This is a genomic window from Streptococcus sp. 2106 (assembly GCF_013277315.1).
Classification (GTDB): Bacteria; Bacillota; Bacilli; order Lactobacillales; family Streptococcaceae; genus Streptococcus; species Streptococcus pseudopneumoniae.
Genome location: NZ_VMMS01000029.1, coordinates 28,071 through 47,544, shown reverse-complemented (window position 1 = coordinate 47,544; position 19,474 = coordinate 28,071). Strand labels below are relative to the sequence as shown.

Here is a 19,474-nt window from a genome sequence, read left to right as displayed (position 1 = left end):
ACTGACGAAGTCAGTAACCATACCTACGGCAAGGCGAAGCTGACGTGGTTTGAAGAGATTTTTGGAAAGTATTAACACCTACAGACAAGCCTGACGATAGCAAGAACTACCCTACTCGATAGGTATCGGCTTTTGCTTTCTGAAAAAAATTATTTTAAGCAATTTGACAAAGCTAGCAACAAAAAATTCTATAAATATTCCCACTATAAAACGCATAGTATCAAGCTTGTTCAACACCTGATACTATGCGCGTTTGTGATTTTTAAGATTTTGTGCTTAGAGTCGACTCCTTATTTTAGATATTTGAAAGGAATCTCACTCCCACAGAGCCAGTTGTAGACTTGGTCGTTGACAAATACATTCATTGCTTCGTGGGCATACTCAGGCATGATGCGATAAGCCTTATCGCAGATCAAACGATTGTAAATCGCAAACTGGGTAATGGGATAGCAAACATCGTCGTCCAAGCCCGTAATCATCTTAACCTCACCTTGGATACGATGGGCAAGATTTTTGACATCGATATAGGCAAGGGTCGCCATGATTTCCTCCTCTGTTTCATGAAAAGGATCGTGGAACTTGAAATAACGGAAAAGTTCATCATAAGCCTCACTAGTATTGCCAATCTCAATCACCCGTCTGAAGTCTGACAAGAAGGGATAGATGGAAACTGTTTTCTGAATTCGAGGATTGAGCGCTGCTGCAACCAAAGCTAGAGCACCACCTTGAGAGGCACCATAGCTAGAAAGACGCTTCTCATCTACCTCAGGCAGATTAGCAATAATTTCAACCAACTGGTAAATATCCAGATAAACATCCTTATAAAAGAGGTGATCCCGACCCTCCACAGCACCACGGATAATATGTCCCTTAACCGTATTTCCTAGAGGAGAACGCAAACCGTCTTGTGAATAGCCCGACTGGCCTCGAACATCCATGGAAACAACACCGTAACCAGCTACGGTGAAGCCCAGCATGTCGGCCCAATCCCAGCCACGTCCCATATAACCATGAAAATGGAAGATTAGTGGAACCTTCTCCTCACTCTTTGGAAGAACAATGCGTGCATAAACCTTTCCTTCCTTGCTTCCTTCAAATGTTAACTCATAGCACTTGACTTGAGGAATGTGGAAATCTCTTTCCTCCAAGTGGTAGGATGGAGGTGTGGAAACATTTTTCACTTCCCCATCCCAGAAAGCATCAAAGTCTTCCGGAACCTCATCCCTTCCTCTATAGGTCTTAATTTCTTCTAGCAAAGCTGGATTTTTCATAGCATGCTCCTTTTATTTTGTAATCGTTACCACAACTGTAGCATATCTATGTAATCAATGCAAGAAAGAAGGATAAATAGAAAGTGAATTTAACTTTTCCTCCTTCAAGCCTATTGACTGAAAGTAGTTTTAGAAACGAAAAAAGAGCATTTCGCTCTTCTTCCTTTATTCAATCTTAGTTTTTTGCTTCTTTCTTTTGGAAAGTAGTTTGGTAATTTACTTTAATCGTTACTGTCATGTGAGAGTCCTCGTTTCTTTTTGATGACTCTAGTATAAGGGTCAAACCTGAAAGCTAGCTTAAGTTTTCCTTAGAGAAAGCTTAATCCAGATGTTCTTTCTTTTCCAGATGAAAGGCAATCATGCGCCACTCTGGATCCTCTTGCCAGCCTTCAATAGAACTAATGTAGCTAGCAACCTTTCTAGCTTCTTCTAAAATCGGAAAATCCTCGATAATATCAGCCACTTGGAACTCTGGAAGCCCTGACTGTCTGGTTCCAAAAATCTCACCAGAACCACGCATTTTCAAATCTTCCTCCGCAAGGACAAAACCATTGGTGGTTTCTGTCATGATGCGCATGCGGTCTTTCCCAGAATCCGTCTTGGGATTGGCAACAAGAACAGCATAGGACTGCTTGTCCCCCCGACCCACACGACCTCTGAGCTGGTGAAGCTGACTAAGCCCGAAGCGATCGGCATCCATGATGATCATGACAGTCGCATTTGGAACATTGACCCCAACCTCGATAACCGTTGTTGAAACTAGAATATCTGTTTTTCTCTCCTTGAAATCCTGCATGATCTGGTCTTTTTCGTCACTCTTCATCTTACCATGTAGAAGAGCCACTTCTGCCTTACCTGCAAAATGAGCCGTCAGCTCTTCTGATAAGGCAATGGCATTTTTCAAATCTAGAGCTTCTGATTCTTCAATCAAAGGAGAGATAACATAGGCTTGAGAACCTTTTTGGATTTCCCCCTCTAACCAAGTCAAGACCTGAGGCAGTTGCTCATGCTTGATCCAGCGCGTCACAATAGGCTTCCGACCTGCTGGCATCTGGTCGATAATGGAAACATCCATATCTCCGAAGGCTGTGATGGCCAGCGTCCGTGGAATGGGAGTCGCCGTCATCATGAGGACATCTGGATTGTCGCCTTTTTCCCGTAAAATACGCCTTTGCCCCACACCAAAACGGTGCTGTTCATCGATGATAATCAAGCCAAGGCGAGCATAATCCACTCCATCCTGAATCAGAGCATGGGTTCCGATAATCAAATCAGCCTCACCCTTGGCAATGGTCTCCAAGACTTCTCTCTTTTCTGCAGCTTTTAAGGAACCTGTCAAGAGAGCCAGTTTTAGGTCTGGAAAGAGACTCTGTAGACTCTCAAAGTGTTGCTCTGCGAGAATTTCTGTTGGTACCATGAGGGCTGATTGGTAGCCAGCTGTCACTGCCGCAAACATAGCCAAGCCAGCGACCACCGTTTTTCCGCTCCCCACATCCCCTTGCAAGAGACGATTCATGTGGTGATCCGACTTCATGTCTGTCAAAATTTCCTGTAAACTCTTTTCTTGAGCTGGGGTCAAGGAAAAAGGTAGATTTTCTTTAACTACTGTCACTTTTTCCTGAGACCAATTCAGAACCAGACCACTTCCCTGAACTCTATTTTCAGACTTGAGCGTCTGCAATTGCATTTGAAAATAAAAGAGTTCCTCAAATTTGATACGGCGAAGAGCCTGCTTGTATTCTGCCAAATCCTTGGGGAAATGCATGGCACGAACAGCCTGACAACGGGACATGAGTTTGTATTTGTCTAGTAAAGACTGGGGCAGATTTTCTTCTATCAAGAGGTCCAGTCCCTGATCAAAGGCTGTCTTGATAACTTTGACCAGACTGGCCTGACTGATTCCCTGAGCCAAGCGATAGACAGGTTGGAGATCATCTTCCACCTGAGCCAGGACCTTCATCCCAGTCAGACTAGCCTTGGCACGGTCCCATTTTCCAAAGACAGCAAGAGTTGCTCCCAACTCTATCTTATCAGCCAGATAGGGCTGGTTAAAGAAGTTCACCGCAAAAACGACTTCTCCCTGCTTGAGGCTAAAGCGCAGACGATTGCGCTTGAAACCATAATACTGGACACTGGCAGGAGTCACTACTTGTCCAGACAGAACTGCCTTTTCTCCGTCTTCCAGCTCCAGCACTTGCTTGGTTTTGAAATCTTCATATCTGAAAGGAAAGTAAAGCAAGAGGTCTTGCAAGTTTTCAATTCCTAGTTTGGCGTATTTTTCTGCTGACTTTGGTCCCACACCAGGTAAGACATGCAAGGGTTGATGTAGATTCATGCTCCACTCCTTTCTTTTCTAATCATATTCTCTCGGAATGCGGTCGCTGAGAAGACAAACCACCTCATAGTTAATAGTCCCACGGTAGGACGCTACCTGAGTTGCAGTGATTTCCTTATCCCCATTGGAGCCAATCAAGGTTACCTTGGTTCCGAGTGGGTAAGGCTTAGGCAATCGAATAGTGATTTGGTCCATCGAAACCCTGCCGACAATTGGGCAAGCTTGGCCATCTACCAAGACAGAGAAATTTTCCATGTCTCTTGTCCATCCATCTGCATAGCCGATTGGCACGGTCGCGATGACCTGCTCGCTATCTGCCTGATAGGTCGCCCCGTAGCCCATGCAAGCTCCAGCTGAAACTGTCTTGACATGAACCAGAGCAGACTCCAAGGTCAAGGCTGGAATCAAGTCATAGGGTAAATCCAAGACCTCTCCGCTAGGATTAAGACCATACATGGCATCTCCCATACGGATCGCATTAAAAATAGTCTCTGCATGCCAAAGGGTCGTTGCCGAATTACTGGCATGAACCAGCTCTGGAAGACCTTTCATACTTGATAGAATGGTTTTAAACCGTTCTAACTGGGCATTAAAATAGTCATCTGATTCCTCATCAGCAGTCGCAAAGTGGGTAAAGATTCCTTCAACACGAACACCGTGTTGTTGGAGCAAGTCTTGAGCCTGATCAGCCTCACTAGCCTCTCTAAAACCAATCCGTCCCATCCCTGAGTCAATCTTGAGGTGAACTGTCAATCCAGTTAGGTCCGCTTCCTTATCTAAGAGTGCTTGAATCCACTCCAGTCCAGCCACTGTCAAGGTGATGTCATATTCTTTAGCTAGAGCAACAACTTCTAGCTCAGAAACTCCTAAAATGAGGATTGGCTTGCTGAGTCCAGCTTGTCTGAGTTCAATAGCTTCATCAATATTGGAAACGCAGAAGCCATCGACATCATCTTGAATCGCATTGGCAACAGCTACTGCCCCATGCCCATAGGCATTGGCTTTGACCACTGCCCACTTGAGTGTCCCCTCAGGGATATGAGCCCCCATTTGCTGAATATTTTGTCGAATAGCTCCCAGATGAATCAGAGCCTTGGTTGGTCTATGCGGACTAGCTTGCATGATTTTCCTCCAAAATGACACTGGCTGTCACAAACTGATCGGTATGGCTGATAGATAGCCAAATTTTTCCTGAAAATGGTGACTGACTAAAATAAGGCGCCCCGCGTTCATTGTTTAAGACTTCTAAATCCTGAAAACCGAGCTTGCCAATTCCCGTTCCCATGGCCTTGGAAAAGGCTTCTTTAGCCGACCAGCGACCAGCCAAATATTCGATTTGCCTGCGCCCTTTAAGACTGTTAAACCGTTCCATTTCCTTGGCTGTCAGCACGCGCTTGGCAAAGCCTTCATGTCGTGCAGCCGCTCTTTCTATCGAAGCCAATTCTTCGATGTCAATTCCGTGTCCAACTATCATTCTCATCAAAAGGAGTTGAGATTCCCCAACTCCATCCTTTTCACTTATTCTGCCAAGGTAGCATAGATTTCTTCTACCAAAGCCTCTGTATTTTCCCAACCTAGGCAAGGATCTGTAATAGAGCAGCCAAAGACCTCTGGTTGGTTTTGACGACCATCTGCTAGGTAAGATTCAATCATAAATCCTCGAACTGTCTTTTTAATTTTCTCATTCCAATCACGATTTTGCAAGGTCTGGCGAACAATTCGAATCTGCTCCATATACTGCTTGCCTGAGTTATCATGGTTGGTATCAATGAGGATAAAGGGATTTTCAAGTCCCATGGTTTCATAGCGTTCAATGGCTTGGAGTAGGTTTTCATAGTAGTAATTCGGCATATAATTGCCATACTCGTTAACTGCTCCACGGAGGATGACATGGGACAAAGGATTACCTGAAGTCTCAACTTCCTGCCCATGATAAAGGAAGGTTTGCTTATTTTGAGCAGCATAGATGGCGTTAAACATAACACCCAAATTTCCTGAGGTTGGATTTTTCATCCCTACTGGTGCATCAATCCCAGAAGCCACAAAGCGGTGCTCTTGGTCTTCCACAGAACGAGCTCCAACAGCATGGTAGCTGACCAAGTCATCCACCAAAATTAGATTTGACGGATAAAGCATCTCATCTGCCGTCGTCAAACCAGTCTCTGTAATCACTCGGTAGTGCAACTGGCGCACAGCCTGCAAACCGTTAATCAGGCTTGGAGCCTTAGAAGTGTCTGGCTGGTGAACCAACCCTTTATAGCCGTCTCCGTTGGTACGAGGCTTAGCAGTATAAACGCGCATAACCATGAAAATCTTGTCCGCTACCTTCTTTTGCAAGGCTGACAAGCGGCGGGCATATTCCAAGACAGCTTCTTCATTATCAGAAGAGCAAGGACCAATTACCAAAAGGAGACGGTCATCTTCCCCTGAAATAATGTCTGCCAATTCCCTGTCACGGCTTTCCTTGAGTCTCAAGGCTTCCGCAGACAATTGGGTTTCAGCCTTAATGACTTCCATATCGATTTCTTGACCTTTTTCAATAAATGCCATCTTATTCTCCTAACGTTTTGTAAATTTCTCTGACAAGAGCTTCTGTGTTATCCCAACCCAAGCAAGGGTCTGTGATAGACTTACCAAATACTTCTGGCTCATTTTGTCGACCATCTTCCAGATAAGACTCAATCATAAAACCACGAACGAACTGCTTAATTTTTTCATTCCAAGCACGGTTAATCAAGGTCTGGCGGACAATTCGGATCTGTTCCATATACTGCTTACCAGAATTGTCATGATTGGTATCAATGATGATAAAAGGATTTTCCAAGCCCATTTTCTCATACTGGGCAATGGTCTCAATTAAATTGTCATAATAGTAGTTGGGAATATTGTTACCATACTCATTAAGAGCACCACGAAGAATAGCGTGTGAAAGCGGGTTCCCAGTTGTTTCTACTTCTTTTCCTAAGAAAAGGAAACTTTGTTTGTTTTGAGCAGCATAAATCCCATTAAACATGACATTGAGATTTCCAGAGGTTGGATTTTTAAAACCAGTAGAAAATCCTGCCCCACTTGCCACAAAGCGGTGTTGCTGGTCTTCAACTGAACGGGCACCAACTGCCATGTAAGAAATCAAATCATCTACAAGCGGAAGGTTTTCAGGATAAAGCATTTCATCAGCAGTTGTCATCCCTGTTTCTGTGATGACACGATAGTGAAGATGGCGAACGGCTTTGATTCCATTGATAAGACTAGGCGCTTCTGTCGCGTTAGGCTGGTGAATCAAGCCCTTATAGCCATCTCCGTTGGTACGGGGTTTGGCAGTATAAACACGCATAACCATAAAGATACGATCTGCCACTTCTTCTTGTAGGACTGCCAAACGCTTAGCGTATTCAAGGACAGCTTCTTCGTTGTCAGATGAGCACGGACCGATTACCAAGAGAATCCGCTGGTCTTCTCCACGCATGATGGCTTCTAGCTCTTGATCGCGCTGTGATTTTCTCTCCAAAGCTTGGCCTTCTAATTTTGATAAGGCACGAACTTCTTCGATATTTATTTTAGGACTTTTTGCTGTAAATACCATAAGTCATCTCCTTATAAAGCAAACGGATACCAAGTAAAAATTTACTTTTCACAAGATATCCGCCTCTAAACTATCTCATTTTATTGTCTTTTACCGTGACAATTTTTAAACTTCTTACCAGAACCACATGGGCAAAGTTGATTGCGTCCAATCTGGCTCAAATCCAAATCTTCTGGCATACTTGCTTGGTGAGCAGCGATATTGCGAGTCGCTGTTGTACTGATATGGCGTTCTGCCTGTGGTCTTTCTTGTTCATGAATTTGTGCTTTCATCATCAAGCGTGTCACATCAAACTCAATCGAACCAATCATATCATTAAACATACGGAAACCTTCTGCCTGATACTCAACAACAGGGTTGTTCTGAGCATAACCACGAAGTCCAACCGCGTTACGCAATTGATCAAGGGCATCGATATGATCTGTCCACTTGTTATCCACCACTCGTAGAATCAAAACTTTTTGGAATTCTTTAACTGCTTCTTCATCGCGTAGTTTTGAAACCTGACTATCATAAACCTTCAAGGCACGTTGAAAAAGCTCTTCCTTGATGGCCTTATCAGACAAGCCTGACAAATCTTCCATCGTAATAGAATCTTCTGGAAGCAAGTTGTACTTAGCAAAGTTCAAAATTGCTTCAAGTTTTTCATCTTGTTTGGCACGCGCATGACCATCGACGACACGTTCAATCGTGCGTTTGTGCATAGCCTGAATTTCAGGTGCCAAGTCACGGTCTGCAGTGATGACATCGTAACGTTGAGCATAGATAATCTCACGTTGTTCACGCATGACATCGTCGTATTGAAGGACTTGTTTACGGGTATCGTAGTTATTTCCTTCGACACGTTTCTGAGCTGCCTCAACCTGACGCGTCAACATACGAGACTCAATGGCCTCTTCAGACATATTCAAGCGTTCAAATATGCCTTTCAAGCGTTCAGAACCAAAACGTTTCATCAAATCATCTTCAAGAGAGAGGTAGAATTGTGACTCACCTGGATCTCCTTGACGACCTGAACGTCCACGAAGCTGGTTATCGATACGACGACTTTCATGACGTTCTGTACCAATCACACAAAGTCCTCCAAGTTCACGAACACCTTCACCAAGCTTGATGTCGGTACCACGACCCGCCATGTTGGTTGCGATGGTAACGGCACCACGTTGACCAGCATTCATGATGATTTGGGCTTCTCTATAGTGATTTTTGGCATTCAAGACTTCGTGAGGAACACCAGCTGCGACCAATTTCTTAGAAATGTAGTCACTAGTTTCAACCGCTACTGTACCAACCAAGACAGGCTGACCCTTTTGGTAACGAGCCTTAACGTCTTCGACAACCGCTTTAAACTTAGATTCGATACTTGCATAAAGAAGGTCTGAGTGGTCAATCCGTTGAACAGGACGGTTTGTTGGGATTGGAATAACACGAATGTTGTAGATTTCACGGAATTCTTCTTCCTCAGTCTTACCTGTCCCCGTCATACCAGACAATTTCTTGTACATACGGAAAAGGTTTTGATACGTGATTGAGGCAGATGTCTTGGTTTCATCCTGGATTGGCACACCTTCTTTGGCTTCAATAGCTTGGTGCAAGCCATCAGAATAACGACGACCTTCCATGGTACGACCTGTAAATTGGTCGACAATCAAGATTTCTTGCTCTTCGCTCACCACATAGTCAATATCGAGAAGCATGATGTAGTTGGCACGAAGGGCATTATCGATAAAGTGAGTAAGAGCTACGTTTTCGATGTCATAGAGATTTTCAAGCTTGAAGTAGCTTTCAGCCTTGTCAATCCCTGAATCAGACAAACCAATAGTCTTAGACTGCACATCGATGATGTAGTCGTCTTTGTCCAAAGATTTTACATAGTGGTCTGCCATATGGTAGAGCTGACTGGTTTCAACTGCATTAGCACCTGATACGATCAAAGGTGTACGGGCCTCGTCAATCAAGATAGAGTCAACCTCATCGACCAAGGCATAGTTAAGCGGACGTTGTACCATGTTTTCAGCACGAACGACCATGTTGTCACGTAGGTAGTCAAATCCGATTTCTGAGTTGGTTGAGTAGGTAATGTCACACTCATAGGCTTCTTTTTTCTCCATTGGAGATTTGGCAGCCAAGTTAATCCCTACTGACAAACCAAGCCATGAGTACAATTCACCCATCTCAGTCGCGTCACGTTCTGATAGGTATTCGTTAACCGTAACTACGTGAACCCCTTTGCCTGAAAGGGCATTGAGGTATACCGGCATAGTCGCAGTCAAGGTTTTCCCTTCCCCTGTACGCATCTCTGGCACGTCACCATGGTGAAGAACGATTCCCCCCATGACCTGAACCTTATATGGGAAGAGACCTAGGACACGTTTGGCACCCTCACGGACAACCGCAAATGCTTCATAAAGCAATGAATCCAGCGATTCTCCATTTTGATAACGTTCTTTAAATTCAACTGTTTTTGCTTTTAGTTGGTCATCAGTCAAAGCAGCCATTTGGTCTTCGTATTTGAAAACCTTGTCAGCCATCTTTTCCAGACGACGGATTTCTCCTTTATCATTTTCGATAATTGTTTTTAAAATATTAGCCATGTTTTTCCTTACTTTAAATTCCGAATATTTTAGAATGTTCTTTTAATTTTAGCACAATTACTGATTATTTTCAAGGAAGAATCCCCATTTTGAAAAGGAAAAAGAGGCTAGTTTTCAAGCTAACCTCTCTGACTTTTATGATACTTTAATTACCAAAAATTGGCAAAAGAGCAAACAGGATAAATAGGTTTATCCAAAGAGAAAGACAGCAGATCAGTCCAAAAACAAAGAGACTGACTTTCTTGGACAGCAAGGCCATCAAAATGGACAGAATGCCAAAAATTAGCAAGACTTTCTGTATGCTGAAGAGGTCAATCTTCCCCCCCAGAATCGGACTGCCCCAAGGAAGAAAGCAAGCCAGATTAGCAGAACTAAACCAATATAAACCTTGGAATAGCGTGTAATAAATGATTTTAGATGTACCATAAGCTACCTCCTAAGCTTGTATATCTTTTGAATACTGTATATGCCCATTTTCGACAACTAATACATCTGTACAAAGGTCTGAAATATCTTCCGATATGTGTGATGTCAGGATAACCAGACCATTTTCTTTTTTCAGGTAAGATAAAATGACCTGTTTGGTTAACCTCACACTCTTCTCATCCAAAGCATTCATGGGTTCATCGAGAAAGAGTATAGATGGTTCGGCAATAAAGGCTTGAATCAAAGCCATTTTTTGTTTCGTTCCTAAGGATAAATGACGGTACTCAACGTCTTCAAATTCCTGTAAATCATAATATTGGATCCAATCGGCAATTCTTTTTTCCGTAACTTTAGATGAAAAATACCTTAACAGTTCCAAATTTTCTCTAAGGGATAAATGAGATAAAAACTCAACTTTTTCAATTAAAACCCCTGCATCCTGAATATAATGATTTTTTATCCCGTAGACTTCCCCATCTTGAAGAACTTTTCCTTTATCAAGCTTAATATAACCAGCAAGTATCTTTAAAAGAACTGTCTTACCAGATCCATTATCACCTTTAAGTCCATAAATTTTTCCTGATTGAAAGACCAGATTTAACTGATTTAAAATAGGTCTTTTCCCATAAATTTTCTGTCCATTTATAATTTCAAGTCTCATCGTTTATCCTTTCTTAAATTTCTCTTCCAAGCGACTAACAATCAAGATAACTAATAAACTTAGGAGTACTAAATACACTGTTACAATATGATCCATCATCCATTCTTGTCCCACAAATGCTAAAAAATAGAGAAAAAAGGAAAAACCAGCGCCCGCACTAATAAGTGCTATCAGATAAGAAAGTAGCAAGTACAAGATCGTTAACTGAGCAAGTAAAAAGAAAAGTGTGACTGTTTTGAAATGAATTCCTAGCGGAAGTAAACCAAGAAACCAGACAAATAAATCTTGAATAAAAAATTTAGAAATGACAACCAATCGTTTCCTTGTATAATCGAAAAAGGAGCTTGATTGATAGCGAATCAAGTGATAGTAGTGATCTGCCAAATCAGTTTCAAGCAAAATAACAGAGAGCCATCCAACCATGAAAATAGAAAGGTTTAACAAGAGTTTGGGGATTTCTAAATTCACTTCAGAATAGTCATTATAGGAAAAGATTGAAATCAATTCTCTCTTGAAAAAGAGAAAAACATCCTGCTTTTGAACCGCTGTTGACAATAGATAGTTGGTCAAAATCATCATCAGAACTATACGAAGTAGTAAAACAATCTTTCTCTTTAGCAAAATATTGTTAAAATTCTTAAACATTATCTTCATATTTTTCAAGCACCATATAAGGGACAATATAAAGGATATAAGGAGTAAAGAGTTTCATCAAACTTACATCCCCATAGCTAGCTTGCATCAAACTCGTCATAGGAACCATATAGTAAGGCAAGGCACTATAGAGCAGCATAGAACCAAGCCAAAGAAACATCAAATAGGTGATTGCCGAACGAGTCACATTCCCTAAATAATCAACTATTTTTAAAAAATAGACTGCATTGATGAAAATACCGATTAGTAGGACACAAGTAAAGAACAAATAGCTTGTTATCTCTCCATCTAGGAGCCTTTGTAAACTACTCCCATCAGAAAATAGAGAATTCCATTCAAGAGGAGAAAAAGTCCCAAAGAAATAAGTTAAAATTGCAATTATCAGCACAGTCACTAAATATATCACACAAGGGATACTTGCAACTTGCAAAGTCAACTTTCTTTTTACCCCTTGATAACTCACTTCTCTTCCAATACTCAATCGTAAAACTTTATTTTTCAGCTCAATATATTGAAAACCTAGCAAAACAATGATGATTGGAATAATAAATGATTGATAAAAACCTAGATTGAACTGGAGAATACGAAAATCTAATGCTGATTTTAATAAGTCATTTTTAATTGCTTGTCCATCGAATTTAGCTAGATCGGGCGCATGAATATCAAAAAAGAAATAAGTCATCAAAACATCACGATAAACCAAAGCAAGAAAAAGCAAAGTAAGCAAGACATAAACAAATTTATGCCTTGCCAAAGTTAAGAGAGGAATCTTCATAAGCCACCTCCTATTAAAAAACCGATATAAATCAATGCCTCCCCGCTTTATACTTCCCTAACTCCTTTCTTAGTCTAAGCATTTTTTTGAAACAAGAATAAGTTAACCTATTCAGACCAATAGCTAGCAGAATAAAAAGAAACCAAATGCCCCATAACTTGATATCTGTCAAATTTCTCAAGACGATATTGAAAAACAGAACTGAAATAACTGTCCAAGCAAGGCTAAAAAGAGCATAGAGGGGGATGTAAAACCAGTAAAAATAGTAAAAAATTGGGAAAAATTTACTTTCTCTATTATCCTTTTCAATCCAATTGAAAAAGTAAAACCAGGGCAATAAGATTATAAATTTAAACAAATGTTTCATCGATACCTCCTTTTTGATAGCGTTTTCTATTATTTTATTATATCAAAAAAATCTGGAAATGTCATTCCAGATTCTACTTTTTATTTACGTTTTCTTGCGATGAGATGAATCGGTGTTCCCTCAAAAACAAAGGCCTTGCGGATTTGATTTTCCAAGAAACGCAGGTAAGAAAAGTGCATGAGTTCTTCTTCATTGACAAAGATGACAAAGGTTGGTGGTTTGGTTGCCACTTGGGTCGCATAGAAAATCTTGAGACGTTTTCCTTTGTCTGTCGGTGTTGGGTTGATGGCAATGGCATCCATGATGACATCGTTCAAGACAGCTGATGGAATACGTGTATTTTGACTTTCGCTGATTTGCTTAATCATCTCAGGAAGTTTGTGGAGACGTTGCTTGGTCAAAGCGGATACAAAGATAATCGGTGCGTAAGGCAGGTATTGGAACTGCTCACGGATATCTTCTTCCCAGTTTTTCATAGTGTGGTTATCTTTTTCAAGCGTATCCCACTTGTTGACCACGATAATCATCCCTTTACCAGCTTCATGGGCAAATCCTGCGATACGCTTGTCGTACTCACGAATGCCTTCTTCCGCATTGATGACCATCAAGACCACATCTGAACGGTCAATAGCACGCATGGCACGCATAACAGAGTATTTCTCAGTATTTTCATAAACCTTACCAGACTTACGCATACCAGCCGTATCAATCATGGTAAACTCTTGACCATCTGTATCTGTAAAGTGGGTATCAATGGCATCACGAGTTGTTCCAGCAACAGGACTAGCAATAACACGGTCTTCGCCCAAGATAGCATTGATCAAGCTTGATTTTCCAACGTTTGGACGACCAATCAGGCTAAACTTAATGACATCTGGATTTTCTTCTTCATATTCATTTGGAAGGTTTTCCACAATCGCATCTAGTACATCCCCTGTACCGATACCATGGACAGATGAGATAGGCAGTGGTTCACCCAAACCGAGGGCATAAAAATCATAGATATCATTTCGCATCTCAGGGTTATCCACCTTGTTAACCGCGAGGATAACTGGTTTGTGGGTCTTATAAAGCTTGCGGGCTACGTATTCGTCCGCATCGGTAATTCCTTCCTTACCAGACACGACAAAGACGATAACATCTGCTTCTTCCATGGCAATTTCTGCCTGGTGCTTGATTTGTTCCATGAAAGGAGCATCGACATCATCGATTCCCCCTGTATCAATCATACTAAATGAACGATTGAGCCACTCACCCGTTGCATAGATACGGTCACGTGTCACTCCTTCGACATCTTCTACAATGGAGATTCGCTCACCAGCGATCCGATTAAATAGGGTTGATTTCCCAACATTGGGACGTCCTACAATGGCAATAGTTGGTAGGGCCATAATTTCTCACTTTCTACAATAATTTCTTCTGTTCAAGATTTTTTCTAGTTGAGCTTGGTTCAGCTTGACCAAACTGTTCTGCTAGGCGCTGACTCCAGCTTGTGGTCGCACGCGCCCCAGCATAGTCAGCCTGAACACGGTCATAAGCTTGGATTGCCTCAGTTGACTGTTCTTGGTATTCTTCCTCAAAGACAACATTCTCTAGTGGCAGTCTCGGTTTCATATCATGATGTTGATTTGGCACACCCAGTGCCATCCCAAAGACAGAATAGGTGTAGTCAGGTAGGTTAAAGAGCTCTGCCACTTCTTCAGACTTGTATCGAACCAAACCGATAATCACACCACCATAGCCCAAGCTTTCAGCTGCCAACAAGGCGTTTTGTCCAGCAAGAGCTGCATCGACCGAACTAATCAAGAGACCTTCCACACCTTGGGGTTGGAAGGTGTCGGTATGAAGTCGGGCTCCCTTTTCTGCTCGGTTCAAATCTCCGACAAAGAGAAGGAAAACAGCAGACTGGCGAATGGCTTCTTGAGGTACCAATTCATACAAGGCATCTTTCTTCTCTTGACTTCGTACCACAATCACAGAGTAGGATTGGAAATTCTTCCAAGATGATGCCATCTGGGCTGCTGTCAAAATCTCATTTAAGTCTACTTGGGGAATTTCTTGCTCCTTAAACCTGCGCACTGAAGTATGAGCCTTCATCAATTTAATGGTTTCTGTCATCGACGGTTTACTCCTTCTAAACGAGTCTCCTCAGCCAAATAACGGATGCGTTCCATGACCCGTCTGGCTTCCCAGGTTTCGTCATTTCCATGTTTCACTTTCGCAAAATGCTTCTCCAAATCTTCAAAGTTGAAGTTGGAGGTGAAAAAGGTCGGTAAATTTTCCTGCATCCGATATTGGAGAATGACCTGCAGGATTTCGTCACGCACCCAAACGGTTGATTGCTCGGCGCCAATATCATCTAAAATCAGGACTTCAGACAGCTTAATCTCATCCACCAAGGTCTTGACATTACCATCACCGATAGCATTTTTGACATCGATGACAAAGCTTGGATAGTGGAGGAGAGTGGATGAAACACCACGTTTTTCTGATAAATCATGGGCTAGGGCAGCCACCATGAAACTTTTTCCCACACCAAAGTCTCCATATAAGTAAAGACCTTTTCGAATAGCTGGATATTGCTCCACGAAGGCTAATAGCTTTTCAAAAACTGGCAAGCGCCCCAAATCATCCAAGTCAACTTGAGCCAAACTAGCTTGCTTGAGACTGGCTGGCAGATTGATTAACTTGAGACGGTTCTTAATAGCCGCTTCTTTTTCCGCTGCGATTAGCTCAGGAGTTTCTTCGTAAGAAACGTCCGCATAACCATGATTCATGACCAAAATAGGCTTGTAACCTTTGGCAATATAATCCGTATCCCCACGGAGAAACTTGTTACGCTCGGTGATGTATTGATTAAACTTGGAGATACTGCGATTCAATTCCTCTGGAGTCAAGGATTCTTGCTGGATAAAGGCCGCAACATCAGGGTCCTTCATGATTTTCTGGACCAAATCTTGATAATGAAAACGGCTAGGTTGTCGCTTGAGTACATCTCCGACACTTTCCATCTAATCTCCTCCTTTTTCTAATCGAGCTAATAGTTCTTGTTTCTTACGTTCTAGTTCCAGACGAGTTTCCTCGCTGGTTTCATTTTTATAATCTGGATTGCTCCACTTGGGTACATTGGACTTGGCATGACTAGGGGTACTGCTTTTTTGAGCCTGATTCTTCTGCCCACGCTCACGGATTCGCAAGACTGCCTCTTCTGCCGAATGAATCTTTTGATAGGCGTAATCATTGGCTACCTTCATGGCATATTTCTCATTGATATTTGCCGAATCTACCTTATTAAAGGTCAACAAGAGAATGATATTGATGACTTCGTCCAGCAAGCCCAAGCCAGCCATCTGTTGCAAGAGTTCTCTTTCTGTTTGGGTAATGGTCCCCTTGCGTGTTTGCTTGATTTCTGCTAAGAACTGCAGGGCAGTTTTACTTTTGGCCTCTTTGATAATTGTTGCTTCCTTAGGACTAAAGTCAGAGGAAACAGGTTTTTGAGCGATTTTCTCCCGCATGCGTTTGGTTGAAATAACCTGGGAAACAGCTGTTGACTTAGCCAGTTGATAGGTCTCAAACCAAGTCCATTTCTTCTCCTCAGCAATGGCAAAGAGGTTTAAGACATCGGACTGCTCATCCGCAAAACGAAGTCCATCTCGAGCCATCAGCTGGCGAAAATGTTCCAAGTCGAAATCGTTGGCCACTTTCTTCTTGAGACCAAGGTCTTCTTGACTTCCCAGTTCTGCCAAGTCTGGAAAGACTTGATTGAGTGAGACAGGTATTTCTTCACCATCAGCACTTTCAACTTTCAAATCCTCCACAGCTGCATCGCCAATCTTTTTCTCTAAAAGTCTGCGATAAACAGGATGTTCCAAGAAGTCCTGACTAGATAGAGGAGCATGGAGGGCTAGCTGATAAACATCCCCCTTTTGATAGAGGGTTAAGAGATTGAAAGCAGATAGGATTTTCAAAGATTTTAAAAGTCTGTCCATCCCAAAATTGAGATGATTGAGAATACTTGAAAAGAGATATTCCTTTCTGCCATTATCCCAAAAACTAATCGTATAAAGATAAAGGCTCAGTGCCTCCTGACCGATAATCGGGAGGTAGCACTGTACCAGAGATGAGGTATCTTGCGACACCCGATTATTCTTTAGATAAGAAAAACGGTCAATTGGCTTCATTTATCTTTCCTTTTTCTTTTTAGAGGACTGGGTGATTTGTTGGAGCAGACTCTCTAACTCACTGACATCCTTAAAACTACGATAGACACTAGCAAAACGTACATAGGTAATCTCGTCCAATTCAGCCAACTCCTCCATGACGAGTGACCCAATGTCCTCACTTTGAATTTCATTTTCATTTCGACCACGGAGTTTCTGTTCGATACGATTGACTACCATGTTGATTTCATCACTTGACACAGGACGTTTCTGGGCTGAGCGGATAATCCCATTAAAGATTTTATCTCTGGAGAATTGTTCCCGTGTGCCATCTTTTTTAACAACCACTAAAGTTCTTTCTTCTACCCGTTCGTAGGTTGTAAAACGGTGCTGGCATTCGTCGCACTCACGTCTTCTACGAATGGTGTTCCCTTCTTCTGCTTGGCGACTATCGATAACACTTGACTTGGTAGCCCCACATTTTGGACAACGCATCCTTTCCCTCCTTATCGTTTTCTTTTCATTATACCATTTTTTAAACGATTCCCAAAACAATTCTTCTTTTTGCTTGACAAGTTTTTTGTTTTGTTGTATTATTTAATTAAGACAAAGAGATGAAAGAAAGGAGACCAAGATGTCCTGGACATTTGACAACAAAAAACCCATTTATTTACAGATTATGGAGAAAATCAAGCTTCAGATTGTTTCCCATACACTGGAAGCCAATCAACAACTTCCGACCGTGAGAGAGCTAGCTAGCGAGGCAGGGGTCAATCCAAACACCATCCAAAGAGCCTTATCAGACCTTGAACGAGAAGGATTTGTCTACAGCAAGCGAACAACTGGACGATTTGTGACTAAGGATAAGGAGCTAATCGCCCAATCGCGCAAACAATTATCGGAAGAAGAATTGGAACACTTCGTTTCCTCCATGACCCATTTTGGCTATGAAAAAGAAGAACTACCAAGCGTAGTCGGCGATTATATTAAAGGAGTTTAAGCCTATGTCATTACTAGCATTTGAAAATGTATCCAAATCATATGGAGCAACACCAGCCCTTGAAAATGTTTCCCTTGAGATCCCAGCTGGAAAAATTGTTGGTCTCCTTGGCCCAAACGGCTCAGGAAAAACAACCCTGATTAAACTAATCAATGGCCTCTTGCAACCAGATCAAGGACGTGTCCTGATCAACGACATGGATCCAAGCCCAGCAACCAAGGCTATCGTAGCTTATTTGCCGGATACGACCTATCTCAATGAGCAAATGAAGATCAAAGAAGCCCTAACCTACTTCAAGACCTTCTATAAAGATTTCAATCTTGAACGCGCCCATCATCTACTTGCAGACCTCGGTATTGATGAAAATAGTCGTCTCAAGAAACTATCAAAAGGAAACAAGGAAAAAGTCCAATTGATTTTGGTTATGAGCCGTGATGCTCGTCTCTACGTTTTGGACGAACCCATTGGTGGGGTGGATCCAGCAGCCCGTGATTATATCCTCAATACCATCATCAACAACTACTCCCCAACTTCTACCGTTTTGATTTCTACCCACTTGATTTCAGATATCGAGCCAATCTTGGATGAAATTGTCTTCCTCAAAGACGGAAAAGTCGTTCGTCAAGGCAATGTAGACGATATTCGCTATGAGTCGGGTGAATCCATTGACCAACTCTTCCGTCAGGAATTTAAGGCTTAAGCAAAGGAGATTATTTATGTTTTGGAATTTAATTCGCTACGAATTTAAAAATGTTAACAAGTGGTATTTAGCCCTCTACGCAGCCGTGCTAGTCCTTTCAGTCCCCCTAGGAATGCAAGGACACTACTATAATTATATATCTTTCAAAGATAGCCAACCTTTCCTATTTATCTTTCTGGCTCTCGTCTTTGGTGGCTTGATAATTACACTTGGGATTTCAACCATTTTCTTGATTATCAAACGCTTCAAAGGTAGTGTCTATGACCGCCAAGGCTATCTGACTTTGACCTTGCCAGTTTCTGAGCACTATATCATCACTGCTAAATTAGTCGGAGCCTTTATCTGGTCTATACTTAGCTCGGCTGTACTGGCTCTAAGTGCTTTTCTTATTGTGACTATAACGGTTCCAGAATGGATGTCACATTATGACTTGTTCCCACTTGTAGGAACATACCTTCCTCAACTCTCTCTTGTGGGGTTATCCTTCCTACTAAATACCGTTTCTGGAATCCTCTGCATCTACTTGGCTATTTCCATTGGACAGCTTTTCAATGAATACCGTACAGCACTCGCTGTTGCAGCCTACATTGGGATCCAAATCGTCATTGGCTTTATTGAAGTCTTCTTCAATACCAGTACTAACTTCTATGTCAATTCACTTGCAGGATTTAATGATAATTTCTATATGGGAGCAAGCATAGGCATTGTTGAAGAACTCATATTCATAGCTATCTTTTATCTCGGAACCTACTATATTTTGAGAAACAAGGTTAACTTGCAATAGTTTTAAAATCAAAAAGGATAACATCTCATCACAGAGAGGCTATCCTTTTTGATTTTATCTCATTTTCCGTCTAACTTTATCTTACAGACGAATCCTTCTAACCAATTAATACTCTTCGAAAATCTCTTCAAACTACATCAGCTTCACCTTGCCGTAGGTATGGT

General features: G+C 41.9%; 19 protein-coding genes and 1 pseudogene. 3 read left to right on the top strand and 17 right to left on the bottom strand.

Annotated features, from left to right (window positions below; translation table 11 throughout):
* Nucleotides 1-290 precede the first annotated feature (290 nt).
* The 17 genes and pseudogenes from HT723_RS03775 to nrdR all read right to left on the bottom strand — a co-directional run bounded on the left by HT723_RS03775 (nucleotide 291) and on the right by nrdR (nucleotide 17,321).
* Nucleotides 291-1,271 carry an acetylxylan esterase gene (locus HT723_RS03775; RefSeq protein WP_023938360.1) on the bottom strand — a complete coding sequence of 327 codons (981 nt, stop codon included), beginning with the start codon at nucleotides 1,269-1,271 and terminating at the stop codon, nucleotides 291-293.
* Nucleotides 1,272-1,590: 319 nt separating this feature from the next.
* Nucleotides 1,591-3,606: an ATP-dependent DNA helicase RecG gene (gene recG / locus HT723_RS03770; RefSeq protein ID WP_172934675.1), complete on the bottom strand. Its 2,016-nt coding sequence runs from the start codon at nucleotides 3,604-3,606 to the stop codon at nucleotides 1,591-1,593.
* Nucleotides 3,607-3,624: 18 nt separating this feature from the next.
* On the bottom strand, nucleotides 3,625-4,728 hold the full coding sequence (gene alr / locus HT723_RS03765) for an alanine racemase (RefSeq protein ID WP_172934674.1): 1,104 nt from the start codon (nucleotides 4,726-4,728) through the stop codon (nucleotides 3,625-3,627).
* Nucleotides 4,718-5,080, bottom strand: a complete 363-nt coding sequence (gene acpS, locus HT723_RS03760; RefSeq protein ID WP_031233486.1) for a holo-ACP synthase — start codon at nucleotides 5,078-5,080, stop codon at nucleotides 4,718-4,720. Before acpS ends, alr begins: the two co-directional genes overlap by 11 nt.
* 44 nt (nucleotides 5,081-5,124) lie before the next feature.
* Nucleotides 5,125-6,156: a 3-deoxy-7-phosphoheptulonate synthase gene (locus HT723_RS03755; RefSeq protein WP_000864063.1), complete on the bottom strand. Its 1,032-nt coding sequence runs from the start codon at nucleotides 6,154-6,156 to the stop codon at nucleotides 5,125-5,127.
* 1 nt (nucleotide 6,157) lies between these two features.
* Nucleotides 6,158-7,189: a 3-deoxy-7-phosphoheptulonate synthase gene (locus HT723_RS03750; RefSeq protein ID WP_000232198.1), complete on the bottom strand. Its 1,032-nt coding sequence runs from the start codon at nucleotides 7,187-7,189 to the stop codon at nucleotides 6,158-6,160.
* 80 nt (nucleotides 7,190-7,269) lie between these two features.
* Nucleotides 7,270-9,783 carry a preprotein translocase subunit SecA gene (gene secA, locus HT723_RS03745; protein WP_001274079.1) on the bottom strand — a complete coding sequence of 838 codons (2,514 nt, stop codon included), beginning with the start codon at nucleotides 9,781-9,783 and terminating at the stop codon, nucleotides 7,270-7,272.
* A 145-nt stretch (nucleotides 9,784-9,928) separates the two neighbouring features.
* Nucleotides 9,929-10,209: pseudogene (locus HT723_RS03740) on the bottom strand (hypothetical protein).
* A gap of 10 nt (nucleotides 10,210-10,219) precedes the next feature.
* Nucleotides 10,220-10,870 (bottom strand): ATP-binding cassette domain-containing protein, encoded by a 651-nt coding sequence (locus HT723_RS03735; protein WP_166732020.1) that lies wholly within the window; start codon nucleotides 10,868-10,870, stop codon nucleotides 10,220-10,222.
* Between the two features lie 3 nt (nucleotides 10,871-10,873).
* The gene (locus HT723_RS03730; protein WP_172934673.1) at nucleotides 10,874-11,515 is read right to left on the bottom strand and encodes a hypothetical protein; all 642 of its coding nucleotides are present in this window, start codon (nucleotides 11,513-11,515) and stop codon (nucleotides 10,874-10,876) included.
* On the bottom strand, nucleotides 11,508-12,299 hold the full coding sequence (locus tag HT723_RS03725; RefSeq protein WP_172934672.1) for a hypothetical protein: 792 nt from the start codon (nucleotides 12,297-12,299) through the stop codon (nucleotides 11,508-11,510). The genes HT723_RS03730 and HT723_RS03725 overlap by 8 nt, the downstream gene beginning before the upstream one ends.
* A gap of 31 nt (nucleotides 12,300-12,330) precedes the next feature.
* Nucleotides 12,331-12,666 carry a hypothetical protein gene (locus HT723_RS03720; RefSeq protein ID WP_172934671.1) on the bottom strand — a complete coding sequence of 112 codons (336 nt, stop codon included), beginning with the start codon at nucleotides 12,664-12,666 and terminating at the stop codon, nucleotides 12,331-12,333.
* Nucleotides 12,667-12,746: 80 nt separating this feature from the next.
* Nucleotides 12,747-14,057, bottom strand: a complete 1,311-nt coding sequence (gene der, locus HT723_RS03715; RefSeq protein ID WP_001207696.1) for a ribosome biogenesis GTPase Der — start codon at nucleotides 14,055-14,057, stop codon at nucleotides 12,747-12,749.
* A 13-nt stretch (nucleotides 14,058-14,070) separates the two neighbouring features.
* Nucleotides 14,071-14,784 carry an NADPH-dependent oxidoreductase gene (locus HT723_RS03710; protein WP_000140849.1) on the bottom strand — a complete coding sequence of 238 codons (714 nt, stop codon included), beginning with the start codon at nucleotides 14,782-14,784 and terminating at the stop codon, nucleotides 14,071-14,073.
* Nucleotides 14,781-15,677, bottom strand: a complete 897-nt coding sequence (gene dnaI, locus HT723_RS03705) for a primosomal protein DnaI (RefSeq protein WP_172934670.1) — start codon at nucleotides 15,675-15,677, stop codon at nucleotides 14,781-14,783. Before dnaI ends, HT723_RS03710 begins: the two co-directional genes overlap by 4 nt.
* The gene (locus HT723_RS03700) at nucleotides 15,678-16,847 is read right to left on the bottom strand and encodes a replication initiation and membrane attachment family protein (RefSeq protein ID WP_172934669.1); all 1,170 of its coding nucleotides are present in this window, start codon (nucleotides 16,845-16,847) and stop codon (nucleotides 15,678-15,680) included.
* Nucleotides 16,848-17,321: a transcriptional regulator NrdR gene (gene nrdR, locus HT723_RS03695; protein WP_001203672.1), complete on the bottom strand. Its 474-nt coding sequence runs from the start codon at nucleotides 17,319-17,321 to the stop codon at nucleotides 16,848-16,850. It lies immediately after the preceding gene.
* Nucleotides 17,322-17,460: 139 nt separating this feature from the next.
* Here nrdR and HT723_RS03690 point away from each other — a divergent pair, with 139 nt between their 5' ends.
* From HT723_RS03690 to HT723_RS03680, 3 genes are read left to right on the top strand one after another with little or no spacing between them, the layout of a single operon-like run.
* Nucleotides 17,461-17,826: a GntR family transcriptional regulator gene (locus tag HT723_RS03690; RefSeq protein ID WP_172934668.1), complete on the top strand. Its 366-nt coding sequence runs from the start codon at nucleotides 17,461-17,463 to the stop codon at nucleotides 17,824-17,826.
* Nucleotides 17,827-17,830: 4 nt separating this feature from the next.
* A complete protein-coding gene (locus HT723_RS03685; RefSeq protein WP_138705502.1) occupies nucleotides 17,831-18,526 on the top strand; it encodes an ABC transporter ATP-binding protein in 696 nt (231 codons plus the stop codon).
* A 16-nt stretch (nucleotides 18,527-18,542) separates the two neighbouring features.
* Nucleotides 18,543-19,310: a hypothetical protein gene (locus HT723_RS03680; protein ID WP_166735317.1), complete on the top strand. Its 768-nt coding sequence runs from the start codon at nucleotides 18,543-18,545 to the stop codon at nucleotides 19,308-19,310.
* Nucleotides 19,311-19,474: the final 164 nt, after the last annotated feature.